The sequence below is a fragment of the Variovorax sp. H27-G14 genome, from assembly GCF_046156345.1.
Lineage (GTDB): Bacteria > Pseudomonadota > Gammaproteobacteria > Burkholderiales > Burkholderiaceae_C > Variovorax.
In genome coordinates this window covers 30,574-55,167 of record NZ_JAYLVN010000009.1, presented here as the reverse complement: position 1 = coordinate 55,167, position 24,594 = coordinate 30,574, and the positions used below count along the sequence as shown (strand labels likewise).

At 62.6% G+C, this 24,594-nt stretch carries 21 protein-coding genes; 13 read left to right on the top strand and 8 right to left on the bottom strand.

Translation table 11 applies throughout. The features are described from left to right. Window positions 1-90 precede the first annotated feature (90 nt). The 4 genes from VLK31_RS20805 to VLK31_RS20790 all read right to left on the bottom strand — a co-directional run bounded on the left by VLK31_RS20805 (window position 91) and on the right by VLK31_RS20790 (window position 2,603). On the bottom strand, window positions 91-249 hold the full coding sequence (locus VLK31_RS20805) for a hypothetical protein (RefSeq protein WP_409170334.1): 159 nt from the start codon (window positions 247-249) through the stop codon (window positions 91-93). 189 nt (window positions 250-438) lie between these two features. Further along, window positions 439-642, bottom strand: a complete 204-nt coding sequence (locus VLK31_RS20800; protein ID WP_409170333.1) for a hypothetical protein — start codon at window positions 640-642, stop codon at window positions 439-441. 19 nt (window positions 643-661) lie between these two features. Then, complete coding sequence (locus tag VLK31_RS20795) at window positions 662-988, bottom strand: hypothetical protein (RefSeq protein ID WP_409170332.1); 327 nt, start codon at window positions 986-988, stop codon at window positions 662-664. A 631-nt stretch (window positions 989-1,619) separates the two neighbouring features. After that, window positions 1,620-2,603 carry a LysR substrate-binding domain-containing protein gene (locus VLK31_RS20790; protein ID WP_409170331.1) on the bottom strand — a complete coding sequence of 328 codons (984 nt, stop codon included), beginning with the start codon at window positions 2,601-2,603 and terminating at the stop codon, window positions 1,620-1,622. Between the two features lie 68 nt (window positions 2,604-2,671). Between VLK31_RS20790 and VLK31_RS20785 the strand changes: the two genes are divergently transcribed. Genes VLK31_RS20785 through VLK31_RS20750 form a run of 8 tightly spaced genes read left to right on the top strand, consistent with a single transcriptional unit; the run spans window position 2,672 to window position 10,142 of the window. Continuing rightward, window positions 2,672-3,238: a GAF domain-containing protein gene (locus VLK31_RS20785; RefSeq protein ID WP_409170330.1), complete on the top strand. Its 567-nt coding sequence runs from the start codon at window positions 2,672-2,674 to the stop codon at window positions 3,236-3,238. A 32-nt stretch (window positions 3,239-3,270) separates the two neighbouring features. Continuing rightward, window positions 3,271-4,905: an FAD-dependent monooxygenase gene (locus VLK31_RS20780; protein ID WP_409170329.1), complete on the top strand. Its 1,635-nt coding sequence runs from the start codon at window positions 3,271-3,273 to the stop codon at window positions 4,903-4,905. Window positions 4,906-4,920: 15 nt separating this feature from the next. After that, the gene (locus tag VLK31_RS20775) at window positions 4,921-5,346 is read left to right on the top strand and encodes a VOC family protein (protein WP_409170328.1); all 426 of its coding nucleotides are present in this window, start codon (window positions 4,921-4,923) and stop codon (window positions 5,344-5,346) included. Beyond that, entirely contained in the window at window positions 5,343-6,128 is a 786-nt protein-coding gene (locus tag VLK31_RS20770) for an alpha/beta fold hydrolase (RefSeq protein ID WP_409170327.1), read from the top strand. Before VLK31_RS20775 ends, VLK31_RS20770 begins: the two co-directional genes overlap by 4 nt. Next, on the top strand, window positions 6,125-6,895 hold the full coding sequence (locus VLK31_RS20765) for an ABC transporter ATP-binding protein (protein ID WP_409170326.1): 771 nt from the start codon (window positions 6,125-6,127) through the stop codon (window positions 6,893-6,895). The genes VLK31_RS20770 and VLK31_RS20765 overlap by 4 nt, the downstream gene beginning before the upstream one ends. A 27-nt stretch (window positions 6,896-6,922) precedes the next feature. Then, window positions 6,923-7,807, top strand: coding sequence for an ABC transporter permease (locus tag VLK31_RS20760; RefSeq protein WP_409170325.1), 885 nt, complete (start codon window positions 6,923-6,925; stop codon window positions 7,805-7,807). Between the two features lie 45 nt (window positions 7,808-7,852). Beyond that, a complete protein-coding gene (locus tag VLK31_RS20755; RefSeq protein WP_409170324.1) occupies window positions 7,853-8,965 on the top strand; it encodes an ABC transporter substrate-binding protein in 1,113 nt (370 codons plus the stop codon). A gap of 1 nt (window position 8,966) precedes the next feature. Further along, complete coding sequence (locus VLK31_RS20750; RefSeq protein WP_409170323.1) at window positions 8,967-10,142, top strand: PLP-dependent aminotransferase family protein; 1,176 nt, start codon at window positions 8,967-8,969, stop codon at window positions 10,140-10,142. Here the strand turns inward: VLK31_RS20750 and VLK31_RS20745 are convergent, their stop codons facing one another. Next, window positions 10,143-10,613: an Lrp/AsnC family transcriptional regulator gene (locus VLK31_RS20745; RefSeq protein WP_409170322.1), complete on the bottom strand. Its 471-nt coding sequence runs from the start codon at window positions 10,611-10,613 to the stop codon at window positions 10,143-10,145. Window positions 10,614-10,745: 132 nt separating this feature from the next. On the opposite strand from VLK31_RS20745, the gene VLK31_RS20740 reads away from it, so the two are divergent. Genes VLK31_RS20740 through VLK31_RS20725 form a run of 4 tightly spaced genes read left to right on the top strand, consistent with a single transcriptional unit; the run spans window position 10,746 to window position 17,400 of the window. After that, entirely contained in the window at window positions 10,746-14,252 is a 3,507-nt protein-coding gene (locus VLK31_RS20740) for an indolepyruvate ferredoxin oxidoreductase family protein (protein WP_409170321.1), read from the top strand. Between the two features lie 40 nt (window positions 14,253-14,292). After that, window positions 14,293-15,051 carry a 3-hydroxyacyl-CoA dehydrogenase gene (locus VLK31_RS20735; RefSeq protein WP_409170320.1) on the top strand — a complete coding sequence of 253 codons (759 nt, stop codon included), beginning with the start codon at window positions 14,293-14,295 and terminating at the stop codon, window positions 15,049-15,051. Window positions 15,052-15,074: 23 nt separating this feature from the next. After that, window positions 15,075-16,259, top strand: a complete 1,185-nt coding sequence (locus VLK31_RS20730; protein ID WP_409170319.1) for an acetyl-CoA C-acyltransferase — start codon at window positions 15,075-15,077, stop codon at window positions 16,257-16,259. 10 nt (window positions 16,260-16,269) lie between these two features. Beyond that, the gene (locus VLK31_RS20725) at window positions 16,270-17,400 is read left to right on the top strand and encodes an acyl-CoA dehydrogenase family protein (RefSeq protein ID WP_409170318.1); all 1,131 of its coding nucleotides are present in this window, start codon (window positions 16,270-16,272) and stop codon (window positions 17,398-17,400) included. A 141-nt stretch (window positions 17,401-17,541) separates the two neighbouring features. Here the strand turns inward: VLK31_RS20725 and VLK31_RS20720 are convergent, their stop codons facing one another. From VLK31_RS20720 to VLK31_RS20710, 3 genes are read right to left on the bottom strand one after another with little or no spacing between them, the layout of a single operon-like run. After that, window positions 17,542-18,474, bottom strand: coding sequence for an ornithine cyclodeaminase family protein (locus VLK31_RS20720; protein WP_409170317.1), 933 nt, complete (start codon window positions 18,472-18,474; stop codon window positions 17,542-17,544). A 35-nt stretch (window positions 18,475-18,509) separates the two neighbouring features. Further along, a complete protein-coding gene (locus VLK31_RS20715) occupies window positions 18,510-21,971 on the bottom strand; it encodes a molybdopterin-dependent oxidoreductase (RefSeq protein WP_409170316.1) in 3,462 nt (1,153 codons plus the stop codon). Between the two features lie 25 nt (window positions 21,972-21,996). Then, window positions 21,997-23,397 carry a short-chain fatty acid transporter gene (locus VLK31_RS20710; protein WP_409170528.1) on the bottom strand — a complete coding sequence of 467 codons (1,401 nt, stop codon included), beginning with the start codon at window positions 23,395-23,397 and terminating at the stop codon, window positions 21,997-21,999. A gap of 217 nt (window positions 23,398-23,614) precedes the next feature. On the opposite strand from VLK31_RS20710, the gene VLK31_RS20705 reads away from it, so the two are divergent. Beyond that, window positions 23,615-24,556, top strand: a complete 942-nt coding sequence (locus VLK31_RS20705) for a LysR family transcriptional regulator (RefSeq protein WP_409170315.1) — start codon at window positions 23,615-23,617, stop codon at window positions 24,554-24,556. The last annotated feature ends 38 nt before the right edge of the window (window positions 24,557-24,594 follow it).

Here is a 24,594-nt window from a genome sequence, read left to right as displayed (position 1 = left end):
CTGGAAAGTGTTGAGGGAAAGAGTTGGGAAGCGAGCGCGTGAGTGAGTGAGGAGCAGAACTGCGAGGACTGTGGGGTGCGTGGCTAAGGCTCAGTGCTGGGTCGTTCCCCGGGCGAAGAACCGATCGACGAGGCGTTGGGCCTCGGCTCGTCGATCCTTGGGATTGCAGTGGAAGTTCTCGCGGCACCAGGCACCGAAGGGCTCGCTCACCTCGTAGTCCATGACGCCGGGGAAGTCCGGCATCACCACGTCGATCAGTCGCGCGTTGAAGGTCTGGTGCAGTTCAGTGACGCAGTCGGAAAGTTCGACGGCCGCGCCGATCTGCCCGCCGTACAGGTCTGCATTCGCGTCGCCCCCCCGGCCGGGCCTCCATGAAGCCCTGCCACACGAACATCGCCAGGAGGTGCGGATTGATGAAGGGGTGGTTGGGCTGCGTCGTCATGCGGGGTACTCCCTCAGGTCGACGCCGGCGCCGGTGGTCGCCGCGTACACGCTCTTCAATTCGCCCTCGATGTCGAGGCAATAGAAATCGTCGAACCGGTCGTCTCTCTGCCGGAGGTATTCGGCACGTGCCCGCTCGGATGGGAACTCTTGCGAGGCCGTGCCCGCAGCGGTCATCGACAGCACGTAGAAGCGCGTCATGGTGTTCCTTCCAGGAAGGTCATGGATTGGTCAGCCTATTGGCGAAGATGGGGTCGAACGTGTAGCCGCAGGCCAGGCACTGGTGGTTGTCCAAGACGCTGGCATCCAGGGCTTGGCCGATGGCGACTGCCCCGGCCAGGCCTGCGAGCGCGGCGTTGGCCACGAGGCTCAGCAGGGAACCAGTTGGACCTTTCATCGTGCCGACGAAGGCACCGGCCTGGGCACCGCGCATGACGCAAGCAATGCCCCAAGCCGCGCCGGTGATGGCGCCGAGGGCGCTGCCTACCTTCTTGGCGCGGTCACGGGAGACGACGCTGTCGGATTCACATCGGGGACAGATATGCATGGGGACGAAGATCCTTTCTTGCGGAGGTGAGTGAAGGCCGACGCCCGGCGAAGCCAGACGGCATAAAGCCCAGCGCGCTCATAGGACCGGGCTGGGCTTTGTTGGCAGGGATCGACATCTAGCGTCTAACCCATGCAGTCATATAGGGCTGAAAATTTCTGGAATCGTTCAGGATCAGTTCCCATCTGAGCAATTCAAAAAGGTGATCGATGGGTGGCGTGCCTGACCGGCAACTGACGACGACCAAGTGTCGGGCGAGGCGGTGGGCACCGAGCCGGCGCGCCTCTATGCAGTGCCGGGAGATCTGGTCGGCGTGAACAGCGGGCACGTCATGGCCTTCACAACCGAAGACCGTTGCGCATGAGCCAGACCTGGTACGAGGGCGCGCAGCCGGTACCGGCAGACGAGCCAGCTGTATCTAGTGAACTGGCTGGAAGGCTCGCGGGTCTACGGCGCCGGCGGCACGCCGCAGGACGCGCTTCTTCAATGCGCTGCCGCCAGAGCAGCAGCACAGCTCCCTGCGCGGCGTGTACTTCGCCGAAACTACCTCCTGGTAGTCCACGTTTTTTATCTGCATCCCCTGCAAATCACGACTGCACAGGCGCTAACACTGATGCTTGGTTGAAAGTCGTTAGGCTCCCAAACCCTGAGCAGCGGAGCGTAGCGACGCCGCAAGCGAGCGCACCGCCGCCGACTGAGCGATGCTCGGCGCTACAAAGAAACTGATCGGCGGGAGATTCCAGGAAAGATCGTAGGGCAGTGTCGCGCACCCGCCACCCGTTGCAAGTTCGGCCGCAACGTCGCGTGCCAAGATGGTTATCGCGTTGGCCTCGCGGCGCAGCACCGTGTCAATGCTTCGCAGCGACCACGTCTCAACGATGGGCGAGGGCGGCTGCACTCCTGCACCCAGGAAAATTGCATTGAAAGTGCGCCGCATCGGCGTGTTCGGCGGCGGCATTATCCAATCGAGAGTTGCCAGCTTTTGCCAATTGAGTGGCCCTTTTGAAAGCCGAGCACGGCTTTTTGCCGGTACCAGTAGGCAGGGCACTTGTTGGTATATCGCCTCTTGCGTGATCTCGACGTCGATGCTGCCGTGGAACGAGCGCCCAATCACGCAGTCGAGTTCGTGCGCGCCCATCAGTCCCACCAATTCGTCGGTTGTGCCTTCTCTGGCCAAGACCGCCACGCGCGGGGTTTGGCCGAGCAAGTGCATGAACGTCGCGTTCAGCAAGGCCTCTGGCACATGCGGCGTAACCCCGATGCGCACGCGTCCTCCCAACCCCGTGTCTATCGCGGTCAACACTTTCGTGGTCGAGTCCATGTCTGCCAGGGAGATCGTCGCGTAGTGCAACACTGCCTCGCCTGCCGCCGTGGGGTTCAGTCCGCGGCTGGTACGTTCAAAGAGAGGGGTCATGAAGATTTCTTCCACCTCCTTCAACGCCTTGGTAATGGCCGGCTGGCTCAGGCCCATCTCGAGCGCCACACTGCTGAGCCTGCGATGCTTGTGCACGCTCTGCAAAAGCGCCAGATGGCGAAGCTTCAAACGTGAAAGCAACGTATGCCGCAACTGCTTGGCGCGGTCGTGAGGAAGGGCGGAAACCAGGGGTCGAGCCATAAGGGTTTGGTTATAGCAGCATCACGAAATAGCGCAAATTGCCTGGATGCCGATCCTAGACTTCGGTCATGTACATGTCATCTGAAGCCATCAGCCCGCTGACTACAGCACTCTGCTCGAACCTGTTCGATGCCGCTGCGCAGGCAACCGACCTGAATAGCGCAATGCGGCAGATCGACTCGTTCATGCGCCTCATGGTCGGTCCGGTCACGTTCAGCATCAATCTGAATGTAACAACCGCGGACGACCCCGCCAACGAAGTCCAGCTGCAGCGCTTCTATTCTTCAAACGCCGGGGAATTTCCGGTCGCCGGGCGCAAGCGAAAGACGCTGACGCCCTGGACGGAAACCCTGTTCGCCCGCGGCCAGGTCTTCGTCGCGGAAGGCAGCCATGAGTTGGCCGAGATTTTCGACGACTACGACCGCATGGCACCGCTCGGTCTGAACGCGGTGATCAACGTCCCGATCTTGCAGGGAAACATCTGCTTTGCGACGTTCAATGTATTCGGTGTGCGCGGCCGTTGGCTGCCCCATGAGGTGGTCACCGTGCGTTTGCTTGCGCTGCTTGTTGCCCGCTGGGTAGTACCTGCACCGGGTCTTCACTACTCGCTCGGTGCGACGAAGGCCGGTAACTAGTTTTTTTGTCCTCCTCCTTAAAGGCCACAACCATGACCGCCATCCCGAAACCGCAGTCCGCCAGCGCTTCAAAGCGGACTGCCGTCTTCATCGTCGGAGGAGGCCCTGTCGGTCTTTCCATGGCGATCCTCATGAATCGTTTTGGGATCGACTTTGTCATGGTCGAGCGGGCGTCATCCACGACTGACCACCCGAAGGCTCGGGGCTGTTGGAGCCGAACCATGGAGATCTTTCGCCAGTGGGGCATCGAGGACCGCATGCGCGCGCGCGGCTTGCCTGACAACTCCGACATGTTCGCTTTCGTCGAGTCGATGACCGGTCATGAATACGGCCGCACCCTGCCTGAGGTGAACATCGGGCTTTCGCCAGCGTGGAAGTGCATCCTCTCCCAAGATGCAGTGGAAGAAGAATTGCTGAAGCATGCCCGCGAATCCGGCAGCGGGCGCATCCTTTATTCGACCGAATTCGTCGACTACAGCGAAACTCCACAGGGCGTGAAGGTCACTGTGCGCGACCTGATGACCGGCGAAACCTCGGAGTGGGACGCCAGCTATCTCATCGCGGCAGACGGCGCGGGCAGCAGCGTGCGCCGCGTGAGCGGCCTCGAAATGCGCGGTCCTTCCACCATGGCCGTGATGGCCAATGAATACTGGAAAGCGGACCTCTCGGCCATTCGCGGCGCCGCCAACACCGCCGCATTTCGCGTAGTGCCGAAGGATCCGAATGTGCCGATGGCCTCGGTGCTCAACACCAATGGTCGCGATCGCTGGCTCAGCCTGATCAAGATCGGTGTCGATAGAGACGAGCGTGCGGGAGAGCGGACCGACGAAGAAGTAGTGCGCCTGGCGCGCATTCACACCGGGCTACCGAACCTCGACGTGCAGGTTATCAACCGCTCTATCTGGCGCTTGAGTCGCCAGGTGGCTGCCGGATTCAGAAAGAACCGCGTGTTCCTGGTCGGTGACGCTGCGCACCGCTTTCCGCCCAGCGGCGGATATGGGATGAACTCTGGCATCCAGGACGCACACAACCTCGCATGGAAACTGGCTTTCGTTCTCCAGGGACGCGCGAGCGACCGCCTGCTCGATAGCTATGACCAAGGGCGTCGCCCTGTCGCAGAGTCGAACGCGGACTTCAGCTACGGCAATACACAGCGCTTCCTCAAGACCGACGATGCGTTTCGTCGCGGAAACATCGACGAGATCAACTTCTGGATCAAGGACACCGAGAACCATGTGCATAGCGTGGGCCAAAGCCTGGGCTTTGCCTATGACGAAGGTGCGCTCATTCCCGACGGCACCGCCAAGCCTGCCATGCGTACGCGAACCTACGAGCCCAGCGACCGGCCGGGCGGGCGCTTTCCGCACATCTGGCTTGACTTGGCGCGCAACAATTCGACGCTCGACTGGTTCGATAAGAACTTCGTGCTTGTTGTCGGCTTGAAGGGGGACGCGTGGCTTGACGCTGCAAAGGAAGTCTCGGCCCGCAAGGACCTGCAGATTGAAACCCGCCAGTTTGAGGAAGACCCGGAAAAGCACGGCCTTCTCGTCGGGTTGCGCGGCGCTGTGCTGGTCCGCCCCGATGGGCATGTGGCATGGCGCATGCCCTGGCTACCGTCGGACCCGGCCACTGAGTTGGCATCGGCGCTCGAGATGCTCATCGGCTGAAAAAGGAAGACCACCATGCCCGTCATCGCGCTCCACCACTACACGCTGGGCTGCACGCCCGATGAACTCGGCACGCTGCTGGCGTTCTATACGACCCACATCGGCTTGTCCGACGGTCCGCGTCCCGTCATTCCCTTTCCCGGCAACTGGCTTTACAGCCACGGTCAGCCGATCGTCCATCTGGCCGCTTTCCTTGAAGAACCGGCGCAGGGCGGCACCGGACCGCTCGACCACATCTCGTTTCGCGCGCGGGGGCTCGAACAGACACGTGCGCACTTCAGGGCGCATGGCATCCCCTATGACGAGGCACCGGTGCCCGGCTGGCCGCTGCACCAGGTCTTCGTGCGCGACCCGAAAGGGCTGAAGGTAGAGCTCACGTTCTTCCTGGAAGAAGAGCAGCCGCAGCAGGCAGAAATGTCGAAGACAGGCGAGCAGCCATGACCAATTTCGCTCACACAGGCGATGCAAGAACCGCATACACGATCTGCGGAGACGGGCCGCCCCTGCTCCTCGTTCATGGCGCAGAGGCGAATCGCCACATGTTCGATTCGATCACGCCACTGCTGGCGAATCGCTTCACCGTCATTGCCTACGACCAGCGCGACTGCGGCGACACCGAAAGCCCCGCCCACCCCGCCACCCTGGAGCAACTTGCGCTGGACGCCAAGACGCTGGTGCGTTCGCTCGGTTTGCCGCGCGTGAACGTGTTCGGCAGTTCGTTCGGGGGCCGCGTTGCGCAGGTGTTGGCCGCGGCGCATGGCGAGGTGGTCGACAGGCTGGTGCTCGGGAGCACCTGGGCGCTGCCGCATTCGCTAGCGGCCCTCAATCCCGAAGGCAGCCGGACCATCGCCGCGCTGCGCGCCGGCCTGCCGCACACATCACCTCAGCTGGCCGCCATGTTCTTTCCGGAAAGCTGCCTCGCCCAGCGGCCGGAACTGCTGGAATTGTTCCGGCAGGTGCTGCCATCGTCCGAGCGCTCGGTACGGCGATCGCTTGCTGTTGGTTCGACATCCGAGATTCGCATGAGCGACATTGCCGCACCCACGATGCTAATGGCCGGCGACAGCGACCGTGTCGTGCCTGCGCACCTCACCTTCGACCTTGGCATGTGGATAGAGAACGCCCGTCAACTCCTGCTGGCCGGGGTTGGCCATGCCACTTGCCTGCAGGCGCCGGTGCCGGTGGCTCAGGCACTGACCCGGTTTATCGAGGAAACGCTATGAGCCATATCGAAATCCGCGGCCTGTCGAAGTCGTTTGGTGCACCTGGCGCCGGCGGTGTCCTGGCCCTGAAGAACATCAACTGCACCATCGAGAACGGCAGCTTTGTCTCGGTAGTTGGCCCCAGCGGTTGCGGCAAGAGCACGTTGCTTCGCATCGTTGCTGGTCTGCTTGACTACTCGCAAGGCTCCATCACCATGGACGGGCAGCCCATTCGCGGCACGCGCAAGGACGTGGGCGTTGTGTTCCAGAGCGCCATCCTGCTGCCCTGGCGCACTATCCTGGAGAACGTGATGCTGCCCGCGGAGGTGCTGGGGCTGGACATGAAAGCAGCCCGCGAGCGCGCCATTCAGTTGCTGCACATGGTTCGACTCGACGGCTTCGAGCAAAAACTGCCGCGCCAGTTGAGTGGCGGCATGCAGCAGCGCGCCTCCATTGCGCGGGCTCTCTTGCACGACCCCAAGATCTTGCTGATGGACGAGCCTTTTGGCGCCCTCGATGCCATGACGCGCGAGCAGATGAACCTCGAGCTGCAACGCATCTGGCAGGAGAGCGGCAAGACCGTGATCCTCATCACGCATTCGATTCCCGAGGCTATTTTTCTTGGCGACGTGGTGTTCGTCATGACCGCTCGGCCGGGATCGCTCGAGCGCGTGATTCGCGTGGACGTGCCGCGCCCACGCACCATGGACGCCATGGGCACACCGGCTTTTGCCCAAGTGGCGCACGAGATCCGCGACATCTTCGACCACACCGGTTCCTTTGACTGATCGCTCTCATCACGCCAGGAGGCTCGCATGTCCAGTACCCAAGTTTCTAATCTCGATCAGGCTACCGAAGCATTTGTTTCAGACCGTTCCGCTCAACGCCCGTCCAACTTCAAGCGCGCGCTGAGGTCCAACAAAACTGCGTCGCTTCTGCTGCTCTTAGTGCTGCTAGCCGCATGGGAGGGTGGGACACGCTTCTTCAATGTGCCCAAGTTTCTGATTCCACCGTTCAGCGACGTTGTAGTGGCGCTCTGGCGTGGCTTGGCGACTGGGTTCATGGCAAAGGACGGGTTGTGGTTTCACACGGCGATCACGCTCGCAGAGATCCTGCTTGGCTTTTTCATTGGCAGCGGAATCGGGCTGGCACTGGGCGTGGCCATCTCGCAGATGGAGCGCGTGGAGGCTGTACTGCAGCCTTACGTGGCCGCCTTCCAGAGTCTGCCCAAGGTCGCAGTTGCGCCCATCATCGTGATGTGGCTGGGCTTTGGCATCAGCTCCAAGGTAGCAATCGTGTGCATGCTGACCTTCTTCCCGGTGCTGGTCACCAGCATCGCAGGCTTCAAGGCCATCGACACCGACCGCATCGACTTGCTGCGTTCGCTGTCAGCCACACCGTGGCAGATCTTTCGCAAGGCCAAGTTCCCTAGCGCGCTGCCTTACATCTTTGCTGGACTCGACATGGCCGCAGCGTTTGCAGTGGTCGGCGCAATCGTCGGCGAGTTCGTCGGCGCGCAGGCAGGACTTGGCGTGCTCATCCTGCAGATGGACGCGCAAATGGACACAGGCGGAAGTTTCTCGGTGTTCATCGTGCTGTCGGTCATCGGCATTGCGCTGACCAGCCTGCTGCGCGCCGTGCAGCGGCGGGTGCTCAGCTGGATGCCCGTGGAGGCGCACAAGCGCACGGTCAACGCATAGCCCAACGGCTGAGCGTTCAAGTCATTCACTCAACGGAGATGTTTCATGCTCGATAGACGCAGGTTCAACATGACGCTCGGCGCGTGCGGCACCGCGCTAGGTGCGGCTCCCGGCTTGGCGCTGGCGCAGAGCGCTTCGCCCAAGGTCCTCAAAGTTGCAAACTCCGCCGGCGTCAATGACGCGCAGCAGGCGTTCATCACTGCAGGTCGACACCCGAAGCTCGCCTACTACCAGTCGGAAGGCGTGGACGTCGAGTATGTGAACATGAACAGCATGACTCAGGCGATGCAGGCGCTGATGACGGATCAGGTCGCATTTGGACCAGTCTCGCCTGGCCTTTTTCTTCCAGCTGTTGCCAAAGACCCGAACCTGGGACTCGTGGCTGCCTACAAATGGCTGCCGCGCAACGCCAACGTCATCATCGTGAAGCCTGGCAGCTCGATCAAGACGGCCGCTGACCTGAAAGGCAAGCGCATCGGCGTTCGCAGTCAGGGCGACATCGGCATCGTCGTGACCAAATCAATCCTGTTGGAGTTGGGTCTGGACGACGCGACCAACCAGTACATTGCCGTGGGCGACGGCGGCCCGGCAGGACAGGCTTTGACGCAAGACCGTGTGGACGCCATCATCACCTACGATACCTTCGCCGCGCGCATCGAGATGGTGGGCGTGCCAGTGCGCTACGTGCCATTGCCACCAAAGTACTCGGAGGTCGGATCGGGCTGGATCTGCGTGCGAAAAAAGACATTGAAAGAAGACCGCAGGAGCCTGGTGGGGCTGTTTCGCGGCATGGCGAAGTCGACGTTGTTCGCTAACACCAACCTCGAGCAAGCCATCAACATTCATTGGGCCCTCTACCCTGAGAGCAGGCCTAAAAGCAAGACGGAAGACGAAGCACGCAAGGAGCTGCAATTCATCTTGAAGGACCGCAAGGAAAACTGGATGCGCCGCGCCGACGACCCCGACAAGCGCATTGGCGCCTCCAGCGTGGCCGAGTGGAAGTCGAACGTAGACACCGCCGCCGAAACCAGCAAGAACCCCAAACTGGCCGCCGAGATCGGCGATGTAAACAACGTGTTCACCAATGAGCTGATCGACGAGGTAAACGATTTCGACAAGGCTGCGGTGATCAAGCAAGCCAGGGAATTCAGGCTCTGACATGACGAACTGGACGTTGGCCGCACGCGCGGCAAAGATGAACCCTTCCGTGATCCGCGAGATTCTGAAGGTCACCGAGAAACCCGGCATCGTGAGCTTGGCAGGTGGCCTTCCGTCCCCCAAGACCTTTCCAGTCGAAGCTTTTGCGCGTGCGTGCGAGAAAGTGCTGGCTGAAGATGCGCAAGGCGCTCTTCAGTACGCCGCCAGCGAAGGCTATGGACCACTGCGCGAGGAGATCGCGGCCATGCTTCCGTGGCAGGTCGACCCGGCACAGGTATTGGTCACCACGGGCTCGCAGCAAGGACTGGACCTGCTGGCCAAGGTGCTGATTGACCCGGGCAGCAAAGTGCTGGTGGAAACGCCCACCTACCTCGGCGCGCTGCAGGCTTTCGCGCCCATGGAGCCCGAGGTGGTGAGCGTGGTCAGTGATGAAGCGGGTGCGCGCGCAGACGACCTCAGGGCCAAAGCCGACGGCGCACGCTTTGTTTACCTGCTTCCCAACTTCCAGAACCCGACCGGCCGATCCATGACCGAGGAGCGGCGCGCCGCGGTATCCGCCATCGCAGCGCGCGCGGGACTCCCGATCATCGAGGACAACCCGTATGGCGACCTGTGGTTCGACGACGCGCCTGCGCAGGCGCTAACGGCCCGCAACCCCGAGGGATGCATCTACCTCGGGTCGTTTTCAAAAGTGCTCGCTCCGGGGTTGCGGCTGGGGTTCCTGGTCGCGCCGAAGGCGATCTTCCCCAAGCTGCTGCAGGCCAAACAGGCTGCCGACCTGCACACGCCGGGCTTCAACCAGAGGCTGGTATTCGAGGTGATGAAGGATGGGTTTCTGCAGCGCCATGTCCCCACGATTCGCGCGCTGTACCGCGAACAGCGAGACGTTATGCACGCTGCGCTCATGCGCGAAATGAGCGGTCTGGGCGTGGAGTTCAACAGGCCGACGGGCGGAATGTTCATGTGGCTGCGGCTGCCCCCGGCTTTAGACGCCGTGAAATTGCTGCCGTATGCCGTCGCGCGCAACGTGGCCTTTGTGCCGGGAGCGCCGTTCTATGCAGGGGAGGGCGATCCGCGCACCTTGCGTTTGTCGTTCGTGACGGCGAGCGCCGAGCAGATCAACACCGCGGTTGCCGCGCTTGCCGAGGCTGTACGCGAGCAGGTCGCCCGCAGCTGACTAAAGCGGAGGGGCGTTGCGCATCAGCACCGCCTTCAGCGCAAAGCTGGACTTGATATGCGCGACGCCAGGTATTCGCGTCAGCGACCGGCGAAGAAATTGATGGTAAGCCTCCAGGTCTTTAACAACTACCCGCAAGTTGTAGTCGGAATCACCGGTCATGAGAAAGCAGCTCATGACTTCGGGTGCAAGAGCAATCTCGGTTTCAAAACGCTCTATCGCCTTTTCAGACTGCTTGTCGAGCGTCACTGACACGAAGACGCTCATCGACCCCGCCAAGCGCGCCTCGTCCAACTGCGCAAGGTAGCCCCGGATGAATCCTTCGTCTTCCAGACGCTTGACGCGTCTCGTCGTTGGCGTGAGGGAAAGGCCCACGCGCTGGGCCAGATCACGCCAACTCAGTCTGCCGTCTGCAGCTAGCTCGCGAAGAATTTGGACGTCGATCCTGTCAAGCTCAGTATCTTGGTGCATATGGCATTGAATTATGCATTTTATTGGAGCAAAAACACTATCAAAAGACGAATTGGCAGCCCGTTTTGGCGCCAAAAACCAAGAGTGATTGTTGATACTTGTTCGTTCTTCCCCACCTTCTGGAGCTAACCCGTGGCTGACGATCTCCTCTTAACCGGCGCACAAGACAAGTACGCGCTCAACGAAGGTCGGACCTTCCTCACTGGCATCCAAGCGCTGGTGCAGTTGCCGATGCTGCAACGCCAGCTTGATCGCAAGCGCGGGTTGAGCACGGCGGGGCTCATTTCTGGCTACCGTGGCTCACCGCTCGGTGCCTACGACCAGCAACTCTGGAAAGCCGCGAAACAATTGGAAGCGCATGACATCGTTTTCCAGCCTGGGCTGAACGAGGATCTGGCCGCCACTGCACTGTGGGGGGCGCAGATGCACCGCGCTTACGGTCAGACGCGCGCCGACGGTGTGTTTGGCATTTGGTATGGCAAGGGGCACGGCGTGGACCGCACGGGCGACGTGTTTCGAAGCGCCAACATTCTGGGTACATCGCCCCTGGGCGGTGTGCTGGCGGTGTCGGGCGACGACCATGCGGCGCAGTCGTCGATGTACCCGCATCACACCGACGGCATCTTCCAGTCGGCCTCCATTCCGGTGCTGCAACCCGCAAGTGTGGAAGAGGTGATCTCGCTCGGCCTTGCGGGCTTTGAGCTGTCGCGCTTTTCGGGCCTTTGGGTGAGCCTGAAGACCATTGCGGAAGTGGTGGAAACTGCGGCGTCGATCAATCTCGGACCGCTGCCTGAGTTTCGGCGCCCCACCGATTTCGAAGTGCCCGCGCATGGACTGAACTGGGATCCGCGCGTGACCTGGCCAGCCCAGCGCGCGGAGTTGGAGCGCCGCCTCATCAAAGAGCGGCTGCCCGCCGCACGGGCGTGGGCGCGCGCCAATCAAATCGATCGCGTGGTGGTTGCTGCACCGCAGCGCAGACTGGGCGTGATGAGTGTGGGCAAGGCGCATCAAGACCTGATGCAAGCGTTTGCCGACCTTGAGCTGGACACGGGCGCGCTGCAGGCGCTTGGCATCTCCATCTACAAAGTTGCGATGAGCTGGCCGCTGGAGACCGAAGGTGCGCTGGCATTTGCACAGGGCCACCAAGAGATTTTCGTGGTCGAGGAGAAGCGCTCCAACGTCGAAGCGCAACTGAAGGACGCGCTCTACCATCACCCTGGTTCGCTGCGACCGCGTGTCACCGGCAAGACCGACGAACACGGTGCGCCGGTAGTGTCCGAGGTGTCGGAGTTCAGCGCGTTGATCGTCGCCCGTGCACTGGTGGCGCGCGCGCGAGCCAACGGCATCACTGCGCCGATACTGTCGCAGCGGCTGTCGATGCTCGAGGCACGTGTGCAGCCGGTGTCCCCTGCCGTGATACCGATTCGCCGTCCGTACTTTTGTGCGGGCTGCCCGCACAACACGTCCACGCGCACGCCCGACGGTTCGGTGACCGGTGGCGGCATCGGGTGCCATGTCATGGCGCTGTCCCAGCCAGAGTTGCGCACCGGCACATTCAGCCAGATGGGAGGCGAGGGCGCGCAATGGATTGGCGCGGCGCCGTTCTCTAGCGTTGGCCACGTATTCCAGAACCTGGGAGATGGCACGTACCAGCACTCAGGGCTGCTTGCAATCCGCGCGGCGGTTGCGGCCAAGACGAACATCACTTACAAGATCCTCTACAACGACGCGGTCGCGATGACCGGCGGGCAGACGGCTGAAGGCTTGATCGAGCCTGCGCGGATCACGCGGCAATTGAGCGCTGAGGGAGTCGAGCGCATCGCGCTGGTATCTGATGACCCCGAGCGATGGACCGGTGACCCGGCGCTGGCCGCGGGCGTTGAGGTGCATCACCGCGACGCGCTCGACGCGGTTCAGCGCGTGTTGCGCGAAGTGCCGGGCGTGAGCGCCATCGTCTACGAGCAGACCTGTGCATCGGAGAAGCGCCGCCGTCGCAAGCGCGGCGCATTCCCGGACCCCGACCGCCGTTTATTCATCAATCCCGGGGTGTGCGAAGGTTGTGGCGACTGCTCCGTACAGTCGAACTGTATTGCCATAGAGCCGCTGGAAACGCCGCTGGGTCGCAAGCGTGCCATCAACCAGAGCAGCTGCAACAAGGACTTCTCGTGCGTGAAGGGCTTCTGCCCCAGCTTCGTCGAAATCGATGGCGTGGCTCTGCGCAAACCCGACGACAAGCGGCTGAAGGCCATCGAGGCCGAGTTGACAGCGCAACTGCGCGAGCCGGTGCTGCCGCAGTTGGAAGGGGCCTTCAACGTGTACGTGACCGGTATCGGTGGCACTGGCGTCCTGACCATGGGAGCCCTGATTGGCGGAGCGGCGCACCTCGAAGGTAAGGGCGCGTCGGTGCTCGACTTCACCGGGCTCGCGCAAAAGAACGGTGCGGTGGTGAGCCAGGTGCGCATCGCGCCTTCGCCGGGCGATCTGCATGCAGGGCGAATCGGTCATGCAGCGGTTGACCTGCTGCTGGGCGCCGACTTGGTTGTTTCCGCTGCAGAAGATACGCTTGCGCGACTCTCTGCGTCGCGCAGCGCCGCCATCGTCAATCTTGGCGAAACGCCGACTGCCGACTTCGTGCGTCAGCGCGACGCTACTCCGCCGAGCGCCCTGATGCGCAAGCGCGTGCAAATGCGCTGTCGTGACCAAGCCTTTCACGCGTTCAACGCCGCCGAACTCGCGCAACAACTGTTCGGAGACACCCTGACAACGCACACGCTGATGCTCGGCTACGCCTGGCAATTGGGGCTGGTGCCGCTGTCGGCCCAAGCCATCGAACGCACACTGGAACTTAACGGCGCGGCCGTGGCACTGAACAAGCGCGCGTTTGCGTGGGGCCGCATCGCCGCAGCCAGTCCCGATGCGCTGTCGCGCATTGTGGAGAGGGAGGTGCGTGCACCCGCGCAGGATGAAATGTCTTTCGAAGAACTGCTTGCACACCGGGAGAGGGAACTGACCGCGTACCAGGGCGCGGCGTATGCGCAGCGATACCGCGACATAGTCTTGCGAGCGCGCGTGGCAGAGGGCAGGGCTATGGTCGGCACTGAAGAGTTCTCGCGCGCCGTGGCCGTGAGCGCCTACCGCGTAATGGCATACAAGGACGAATACGAAGTCGCCCGTCTGTATGCCGCGCCAGAGTTCCGGGCTTCACTGGAAGCACAATTTTCGAAAGCGGAAAAGATCTCGCTGTGGCTCGCGCCGCCCCTGTTGACTGCGATTGATCCCTCCACGGGCCGTCCGAAAAAACGCAAGTTCGGCCCCTGGATCTTGAAGGCCATGGGCGCGCTCGCTGCGCTGCGTGGCCTTCGCGGCACCGCGGCCGACCCGTTCGGCTACACGCGCGAGCGCCGCGCCGAGCGTGCGTTGGCTGCCGAATTCATCGCAGACGCGGCGTCGCTCAGCGATGGACTTTCTGCGCGCAACCACGCGCGGGCAGTCGCGCTCGCCAAGCTGCCGCGAGAAGTGCGCGGCTTCGGACCAGTCAAGGAGGCGGCAATGAAAAGTTATGCCGTGCAGCGCGAGGCACTGCGCAACGCGCCGGTCGCTGGCGCAATGCATACAGGGCCGCAGTCGTTCGCGGCCTGACCCGCGCTCTTACAAACATCACATCTGGCGGGAACTTTCAATGCAGATCGACGGCAAGGTTTTTATCGTGACCGGTGGCGCTTCGGGCCTCGGCGAAGGCACGGCGCGCATGCTGGCCGCCAACGGCGCCAAGGTGGTGATCGCCGACATGCAGGCTGACAAGGGCGAGGCCGTTGCCAAGGACATCGGCGGCGTGTTCGTCAAGTGCGACGTGAGCCAGGAGGCCGACGGCCAGGCCGTGGTGGCTGCTGCGCAAAAGCTCGGCAAGCTGATGGGCCTTGTCAATTGCGCCGGCATCGCGCCGGCCGAGAAGACCGTGGGCAAGAACGGTCCGCACGCGCTGGCGGTGTTCAGCAAGACCGTCACGGTCAACCTGATCGGCAGCTTCAACATGATCCGCCTGGCGGCCGACGCCATGGGCAAGAACGAGCCCGAATCCACTGGCGAGCGCGGCGTGCTGATCTCGACCGCCTCGGTCGCGGCTTACGACGGCCAGATCGGCCAGGCCGCCTACAGCGCCTCCAAAGGCGGCGTGGTCGGCATGACGCTGCCCATCGCCCGCGACCTCGCGCGCAGCGGCATCCGCAACATGACCATCGCCCCCGGCATCTTCGGCACGCCCATGCTGTTCGGCATGCCGCAGGACGTGCAGGACGCGCTGGCCGCCAGCGTGCCCTTCCCTTCGCGCCTGGGCACGCCCGAGGACTACGCCAAGCTGGCCAAGCACATCATCGAGAACGACATGCTCAACGGCGAAGTGATTCGTCTGGACGGAGCGATTCGACTGGCTCCCCGCTGACCGACCGCCTCTCAGGAAAAAGAATGTCCGAATCCATCGTCATCGTCGGCCTGGCCCGCACCCCCATGGGCAGCTTCCAGGGCGACTTCTCTTCGCTTTCCGCGCACGACCTGGGCGGCGCCGCCATCAAGGCCGCCATGGAGCGCGCGGGCATTGCGCCCGACAGCGTGGGCGAGGTGCTGTTCGGCAACTGCCTGATGGCCGGCCAGGGCCAGGCCCCGGCGCGCCAGGCGGCCTACAAGGGCGGCCTGCCCGACAGCGCGGGGGCGGTCACGCTCAGCAAGATGTGCGGCTCGGCCATGAAGGCCGCGATGCTGTCGCACGACATGCTGCTGGCCGGCACGCACGACGTGATGGTGGCCGGCGGCATGGAAAGCATGACCAACGCGCCCTACCTCATGCTCAAGGGTCGCGGCGGCTACCGCATGGGCCACGACCGCATCTTCGACCACATGATGCTCGACGGTCTGGAAGACGCCTACCAGCCGGGCCGCTCGATGGGCACCTTCGGCGAAGACTGCGCGGCCAAGTACAAGTTCACGCGCGAGCAGCAGGACGCGTTTGCCATTGCCAGCGTGGAGCGCGCCAAGAAGGCGACCGACACGGGCCTGTTCAAGGACGAGATCGTGCCCGTCACGGTGAAGGGCCGCGGCGGCGACACGGTGATCTCCATCGACGAAGGCCCGGGCAAGGTCAAGCTCGACAAGATCCCCACGCTCAGGCCCGCGTTCAAGAAAGAGAACGGCACCATCACCGCCGCGTCGAGCTCGTCGATCAACGACGGCGCCGCCGCGCTGGTCATGATGACCGAGTCGCATGCGAAGAAGATCGGCGCCAAACCCATCGCCCGCATCGTCGGCCACGCCACGCACGCGCAGCAGCCCGAGTGGTTTTCCACCGCGCCCGTGGGCGCCGTCGCCAAGCTGTTCAAGAAGACCGGCTGGGCGGTGAAGGACGTCGACCTGTGGGAGGTGAACGAAGCCTTTGCCGTGGTGCCGATGGCGCTGATGCACGAGCTGGACGTGTCGCATGAGATCGTGAACGTGCACGGGGGCGCCTGCGCGCTGGGCCACCCGATCGGCGCAAGCGGCGCGCGCATCATGGTCACGCTGATCCATGCGCTGAAGGCGCGCGGCAAGAAGCGCGGCGTGGCCACGCTGTGCATCGGCGGGGGCGAAGGCACGGCGGTGGCGCTCGAGCTTTCCTGAAGGCGTTGCAATGTTGCTGAATGCAGACCAGGAAGCCATTCGCGACGCGGTGCGCGATTTTTCGCAGGCCGAACTCTGGCCCCATGCCCCCACGTGGGACCGCGAACACAGCTTCCCCAAGGAGGCCCACCAGGGTCTCGCCGCGCTGGGCGCCTACGGCATCTGCGTGCCGGAAGAGCATGGCGGCGCCGGCCTCGACTACCTCACGCTGGCGCTGGTGCTGGAAGAAATCGCGGCCGGCGACGGCGGCACCAGCACCGCCATCAGCGTGACCAACTGCCCGGTCAACGCCATCCTGATGCGCTATGGCAATGCCGCGCAGAAGAAGCAATGGCTGGAGCCGCTCGCGCAAGGGCAGATGCTCGGCGCCTTCTGCCTTACCGAGCCGCAGGCCGGCAGCGACGCATCGAGCCTGCGCACCACGGCGCGCAAGGACGGCGACGGCTACGTCATCGACGGCGTGAAGCAGTTCATCACCAGCGGCAAGAACGGCCAGGTGGCCATCGTCATCGCGGTGACCGACAAGGGCGCGGGCAAGCGCGGCATGAGCGCATTCATCGTGCCGACCGACGCACCGGGCTACCACGTGGCGCGGCTGGAAGACAAGCTGGGCCAGCACAGCAGCGACACCGCGCAGATCAACTTCGACGGCTGCCGCATCCCGCGCGAGAACCTGATCGGCGCGGAAGGCGAGGGCTACAAGATCGCGCTCGGCGCGCTCGAGGGCGGGCGCATCGGCATCGCCGCGCAGAGCGTGGGCATGGCGCGCAGCGCCTTCGACGTGGCGCTGGCCTATGCCAAGGAGCGCCAGGCCTTCGGCGGCGCGATCTTCGACCAGCAGGCCGTGGGCTTTCGCCTGGCCGACTGCGCGACGCAGATCGAGGCCGCGCGCCAGCTGATCTGGCACGCCGCCAGTCTGCGCGACGCTGGCCGGCCGTGTCTGAAGGAGGCTGCCATGGCCAAGCTCTTCGCCAGCGAGACGGCCGAGCGCGTGTGCAGCGCCGCCATCCAGACGCTGGGTGGCTATGGCTACGTGAACGACTTTCCGCTGGAGCGCATCTACCGCGACGTGCGCGTGTGCCAGATCTACGAAGGCACGTCGGACATCCAGAAACTGCTGATCCAGCGCGCGCTGGCTTGAGCTCGCTTCAACGAGTGAGGGGAAGGGCGCCTCGTCCTCCCTGCAAGACGAACGCCAGAACGGAGTGAGACGGCTCAGCGCACGCCTCAATCCTTGTCATGTGGAAGATGGACGCTCAGGACTGTTGAGAGAGCGAGTTGGTCAACTCTCGAACACCAGGATCGCAGCGGCCAGATCTTCAAGTGCAGTGCCGACCGCCTTGAATACGGTGCGCCCAGTCCCAGTGGATTGGGCCTTTGCTTTCCCTGAGGTGAGGTCGGCTAACGTGCCAGCAACGTCCTCTGCCGCGAACACGTTACGTGACATAGGTCCCAGCAAATCCCCGCTCTTCATCAAGGCTTCTTGGGTATCAACGAAAAGCTGAGCATCCCGGAAGCAGGCGTCGTCGCCCTCGCGCATTTGCGGCGTAAAACTGCCGATCAGGTCGAGGTGCCCGCCGGCGCGCAGCCATGCACCGTGCACGACAGGCTGCGTAGCAAGCGTCGCGCAGCTGACGATCTCGGCGTCGGACGCGGCGGTGGCGAGATCCTGCGCAACGTCGGCATCGATGTCCTGCGCACGCAGCCGTTCGGCGAGTGCAGCAGCAGCGGATAGATCGTGGTCCCACACCTTCACGCGGTCGATCGGCCGCACTGCGCGATAGGCCTCGGGCAGCAGGCTGCCAACACGTCCACAGCCGATCACAAGCAAGCTGCGCGCATCGGGAGGTGCGAGATAGGATGCCGCCAAAGCCGATGCGGCCGCCGTGCGGCGAGATGTAATCTCATTGCCGTCTATCTGCGCCAGCGGCTCGCCCGTACGCGCGTCATAGAGCACATACGTAGAAAACAGCCCAGGCAAACCCAACGTCGCATTGTGGGGAAAGATTGTCACGGTCTTGATGCCGAGATAGCGGTCTTGCTGCCACGCCGGCATGATCAGCACCGTTTGGGGTGGTGCGTTCGCATCGGGTTGGAGCGCGTGCGCATGCCGAAGCGGAACTTCGCAACCGGCCACAAACATGTCGCGCATGGCCGGAATCAGGCGGTCGAAGGGTAAAGCCCGTCGTGTGCTTTCGGCATCAATGATTTTCATGGGTGTTGATCAAAATGAAAGAAAGACGAAATCCGTTAAACGTCGAGCACGATGTCTTCAAGTGGCACCGCCTGGCATGTCAGGCATATGGTTGGATCTTCCGGCTCGCTGCCATGCAGATGCCGAACTTTCCCCGCCAGCAAGCGCACGGCGCAACTTTCGCATTGCCCCACACGGCAACCACTTGGAAGCTGCAGGCCGCGTGACTCGGCGAACTTCAGGAGCGTGCCCTCCTTGGGTGTCCAAATCTGGGGCCGTCCCCCGGCCTGTTCAAATTTGACGGTGAAGCGATCGTCGCCTTCGGTTGGATATGAAGCTGGCGAGCGGAAGACTTCGTTGAATATGTCGAAGCGAGGAACGCCTCTCGCGACAAGCCCGGCCGTCACGGCATCCATCATCGCGGGCGGCCCGCACAAGAAGAAGCGCGCACGTTGGGCGATCAGTGTGTCGTCCACGACGTTTGCATCAACGTAGGCGAACGACTGATAGTCAATGCCGAGACGGTCTTCCGGCAGCGGCGCGTTGTAGTGATCAACAACATGCAGCTGGGGTAGCCGGGCGCGATGCTGGGCAAGGCGCTCCCTGAAGGCGTGCGTCTTGTGGTTGAGGTTGGCGTAGTAAAGCCAGATGGTGGGCCCCTCTGCTGCGTCAGGCAGCGACTCGAGCAAGCTGAGGAAAGGCGTGATACCGATGCCTCCGGCGAAGAAGACGAGCGGCTGGGCCGAAAAGCGCGGCAAGACAAACGTACCCGACGGGGCACGCAATTCGAGCGTGTCGCCGACCTTCAGCGCGCGATGCAGATGGCTGGACACGAGACCTTCGAGGATCGCCTCTGCAGGACGCCCGCGCTGGTGGCGCACAGCCACGCTGTAGCTGCGCCGGCCAGGTACCTCCGCTTTCCCGGTGAGCGAGTAGGCGCGGGTGACCTGCGTACCGTCCGACAGTTCCACCTGCATCTCGATGTGCTGACCTGGGTGGTAGTCCGGAAGCTCTCCTCCGTCGGCTGCCCGCAAGCTGATGCCAAGTACGCCATCCGCCTCGGAGCGGAGCTCGCTGATCTCGAACTGGCGATAGCCTGCCCACTTGCGTTGGCGTTTCTCGGTGGCCGGGTCGCGCTCCACGTCGCACAGAAACGAGCGATGCGGCACAGAGCCGCTCACCGGGTCGCATCTGTCCGCCGAAATGAGCGCGTTGAAGTTGCTGTTGAAGGCGCCGTCTATCGGCAAACCATTCTTGTCGAGCTCGACGCAGCTTTGCCACCAGCCAAATTCCGCAACGACCAGATTGTCTGCAAGTCGCGGCGTGATCCGCGCAACAAAGCGCGCCTGTCCCATGCGTGTGTGAATGCGTATCCAGTCACCATCGACGATGTCCTTTGCCGACGCCAGCGAGGGGCTGAGTTCGGCAGTGGGATCCGGAGCGCGTTTGCGCAGCGAAGGCAAGCTACGGTGCTGACTGTGGCAGTAAAAGCCGTTCTTGGCCGAACTCAGGACGTATGGGTATCGGCCATTGCGCGTGGACCTCGCGTCCCGCGGCGTATCCGCAGGTTCTACGAACGTGGCGACCGGTGGCTGCCCATGGCGCAGGAGTGTCTCGGAATAGAGTTCGACGCGGCGCGTCGGCGTGTCAAATCCTCGTACCCCCGAAGGGGTGGTTCGGGCGTATTTTTCCTCGCTTGCATCAATCGCAACGCCGATTCCCTCGGGTCGCTCACGAAGCTGCGCGACGGTGATACCGAGCGGCTCAAGCATATGGTTCCAACCGTCTTCGAGACTGCCGCCGAAGAACTCGGCACCCATGCCGAGCCGTCGAGCCAGATCGAACACGACGTCATTGTCCGAGCGCGCCTCGCCGCGTGGAGAGACCATGCGCTGGCGCAGCTGGACCCAACTCGCTGCCCTGTCATCAATCTCGAATCCGACGCGAAGTCCCTCGCGCTCCCACGGCGTGTTGATTGGCAAGAGGATGTCTGCATATCGGGCCGCCGGTGTTTCGAAGAGGTCGCAATGCACATGGAACTCGAGCTGCGAGAGCGCCTGCTGAGCAAGCGCGGTGTCAGCTTGCGACACCGGCAGGTTGGTGCCGAAAGCCATCATCGCGCGCACTTTGTAGGGCTCGCCTTGCAAGATTGCGCGATAGGTGTCGCGTGCCGTTACCCAGCCGTGCGCGGGGGGGCCGATCGGGCGTTGCTTCAGCCCGAGCGCCTTGGCGCGTTGTGCGACGGGAAGAAGGGAGAGCGAGTTGACCTGGTTGATGCGAGGGCCCACGCGCACTCGATTCGCGCCGACTCGATCGAAGCTGCCACAGAGCGCGTAAAGAGTTGCGACTGCGCGCTCGGCTTGCGTGGCGTTCGTGTGCTGTCCGATGCCTGTCCAGGCGTGGTAGGCCACACGATGGCAGCTGCCAAAAAGCTCGGCGACTGCGCGCAGCGACGCTTCGTCGACGCCGGTAATGCCTTCAACTTTGGCGGGTGTGTATTCGGCGCAACCCTGGGCCAGGAACTCGAAAGCCGGCATGCACAAAATGGGATCGGTGGCGGTATGAACTTTCACGCCGCCGCGCAGTCGGAACCCCGAGGCGCCTTGACCGAGCGCGGCTTGCCCAGTGTCATAAGGTATCGCAGCGCCCGCCTCTTCACTCCACACCACAAAGCGATTTCCCTGAGCATTGGGCCAGACGTCCTGTTCCCTAACGAAGTGTCCGCTGTCGATGCGCACAAGCAGTGGCGCATTCGTCCACTCACGCACGAAACGCTCGTCGAATCGCGCATCGGCGATCAGCAAATGGACAAGGCCCAGCGCCAACGCCGCGTCCGTGCCCGGACGCACAGGGAGCCAGGTGTCCGCTTGCCTGGCCAACGCGGTGGGACGCGGGTCGATGACCACCATCTTCGCGCCTTTGGCACGACCCCGCCCAATGGCGCTTGCCTGGGCGAGCCAGGTGTTGGTGGGATTGTGGCCCCACAACACAATGAGATCTGCCTCCGCATAGTCAGCAGCAGGCATCCCGCAACCGAAAGTGAATGCATGCGCGAAGTCCTTGTGCCAGTTGCAGACTTCGGTCGCATAGCAAATATTCGGGCTGCCGAAAAGGCGCACGAAGCGTTCGATCCAGTCGATGCTGTCTGTCAAGGGCGTTCCACTCGGCGTGGTGACGGCGAAGACGACCGACTCCGCGCCACTCTGGGCCTTGATGGCAGAAAGGCGCCGTGCCGTTTCCGAGAGCGCCTCGTCCCATCCGATGCGTTCCCACCCCGGGTCCGAGTCCGTTTTCGGGCGCGTGCGGCGCATCGGGTAATGCAAACGATGCGGGCTATGGACCAGTTCGGGCGCGGACTTTCCCTTCATGCACATCGCCTGACCCGTTGGATGCGAAGGGTCGGGTCGCACCGACACGAGCATGTCGTCGCGCACTTCGTTCAGCGTGCCGCATCGGGAGCGGCAAAGCGTGCAAAAGCCCTGCTTGATTTCCGTTCCTTTGATAGGCGTCGATGTCACTTGCGTCTCGAGTTGGCTTGGACTGTCAAGGCATGACCGGTGCGATATACGTCAGCGTCCGGCCGAAGAACCAGAGCATGAAGAGAACCAGTGGCGCGTGGACCAGCAGTTGCAAGAACGTGAATCCAACGATGTCGCGCGCTTTCAATGAAAGCACGCCCAGTAGCGGCAGCATCCAGAACGGATTGACGAGGTTGGGCAAAGCCTCCGCTGCGTTGTAGACCTGCACAGCCCAGCCAAGATGCACCTTCAGGTCGTTGGCTGCCTGCATCACGTAGGGCGCTTCGATGATCCACTTGCCGCCGCCGGAAGGAATGAAGAAGCCCAGCACTGCGGAATAGGCCCCCATCACCACGGCGAAAGTGTCGACGTTGGAGATGCTCACGAAGAGGTGTGCGACCCGATCCGACAGCGTGATACCGCTTTCGCCCTTGGCACTGGTCAGCATGGCTGCGATCGCACCGTAGAGCGGAAACTGGATGATCACGCCGGCGGTGGATGGCACCGAGCGCGAGACAGCATCCAGAAAGTTTCGCGGGCGCCAGTGCAGCAGCATGCCGAGCATCAGGAACAGCAAGTTGTAGGTGTTCAATCCCGAAATCGCGATCAGAGGGCTCTTGGCCATGAACTCCTGCGCCAGCCACCCGAAACCCAGTGCGCAGAGCAGCAAAGTGAGCAGTGGGCTGCGTTCGAACCATTCGCCAGGACGACGGGGTGCGTTCGTTGCCGTCGCCGGCTTCGCGTCCGAGAGATCAACGCCGAGTTCTTGCGCTGTCACAGCCTCTGCAGCACCGGGCGCCGACAACAACGCAATTGCGACGGACACCACAATCAGCACCAGGGCCATGACCACCGACTGCCACAGAAGAATGGTCTGGCTGAATGGAATCACGCCGGTGATGTCGAGGATGCTTTTAGGCAGGCTGCTCGCGTTTGCCTGCAGTTGTGCGGCCGACGAACTGAGCCCAAGCGCCCAGGTTGCGCCCATGCCAAGGTAGGCCGCGGCGCCCGCTGCACGATAGTCCATGCGGAGATCCGGACGCCCGGCCAAAGCGCGCACGAAGAGCGCACTGAAGATCAGGGAGATGCCCCAGTTGAAGAGGGAAAGGATCATGCTGATCGCCGCAACATATGCGATCGCTTGACGTCCGGACACTGGCAGCGCAGCGAGTTTCCGGATCAGACGCGCAGCCGGTGGCGAGGTCGCGACGACATACCCGCCGATGGCCACCAGTGCCATCTGCATGGTGAAGACAATCAGGCTCCAAAAACCGTCGCCGAAGGACTTGGCCACTTCGCGCGGGCTCGACCCGTTGATCAGCGCCGCGGCAGCTACCACTACCACTGCGATGGCTGCGAAGACGAAGGCGTCGGGAAACCAGCGTTCGGCCCAGGCCGTGAATCGCAAACCCAGGCGGCTCAGCATCCCCGAATTGGCATCAGTGTCTCGGTGGGCGACAAGAGAAGGCTTGCCGGGTTCAAGACCGGGCTTTGGCTTTGAGATTGATGGCATGGCTTGTCCTTCTGCGATGGAACTATCGCGTCCTTGTCACACGCCTGACATGGCGTGCAGCGCGGATGTTACGAACTACGACGCATGATTCATAATTCCTATTTTCAATAGACGGATATTGAACAAAACTATGTCGGTCACCATCAAGCAACTGCAGTACTTTGTGGCGGCCGCAGAGACCCGGCAGGTCTCCCGGGCAGCTTTGCGCTGCTACGTGAGCCAGCCGTCGCTGACCACGTCGTTGAAGAATCTCGAGGCGACGCTGAAGGTGTCGCTTTTCACGCGCCATTCGGATGGGCTGCGCCTTACCGTTCAGGGAGAGGGCTTCTTGCGGCACGCCGAACACATCCTGCGCACCCTTGAGTCGGCGGTAGAAGAAACGCGAAATTCCACGTCTTCCGTGGAGGGACGCGTGCGAATCGCGATTACGGACACGGTCTCCGAATACATGCTTCCAAGGATCATCGGCGCGATGCGTACCCAACTGCCGTTGGTGGAACTCGAACCGGTGGAGCGCAACCGTTTGGAGATAGAGGAAGGGCTGAGAAGCGGCGAGTTCGACCTTGCCGTGGTGCTGGTCTCTAACCTTTCGCGGGCTCCGGACATTCGGCGAGAAAATTTGTTGAAATCGGAGCGACGACTCTGGACGTCGTTCGAACATCCGTTGGCGTCCCAAAAACTGGTGTCGCTTCGCCAGGTTGCTGGCCTGCCGTTCGTGCTTCTGGACATGGACGAGCACGTCGACACGGTCGGCCGGTACTGGAGCGCAAGCCATCTCAAGCCGAACGTCGTGTTTCGCACCAAATCGATCGAAGCAGTGCGCAGCCTGGTTGCCCAGAACATTGGCGTGACCATCCTTTCGGACCTGGTGTTTCGTCCGTGGTCGCACGACGGAGGAAAAATTCGCAGGACGGTACTGGCTGGCGCCGTGCCCTCGATGGATCTCGGAATTGCGTATCAGCGCGGGGCGGTACTGTCTCAAGCTGCAGAAGCGTCGGCAAATGCTCTGAGGCTGCTCGCAAAGACGCTGACCCGGGAGTCGCAGCCTCTTCTGGACGACGATCCGCAATAGATCTGATTCCTACCGCAGCCAAAAAAATCTGCGGGCCC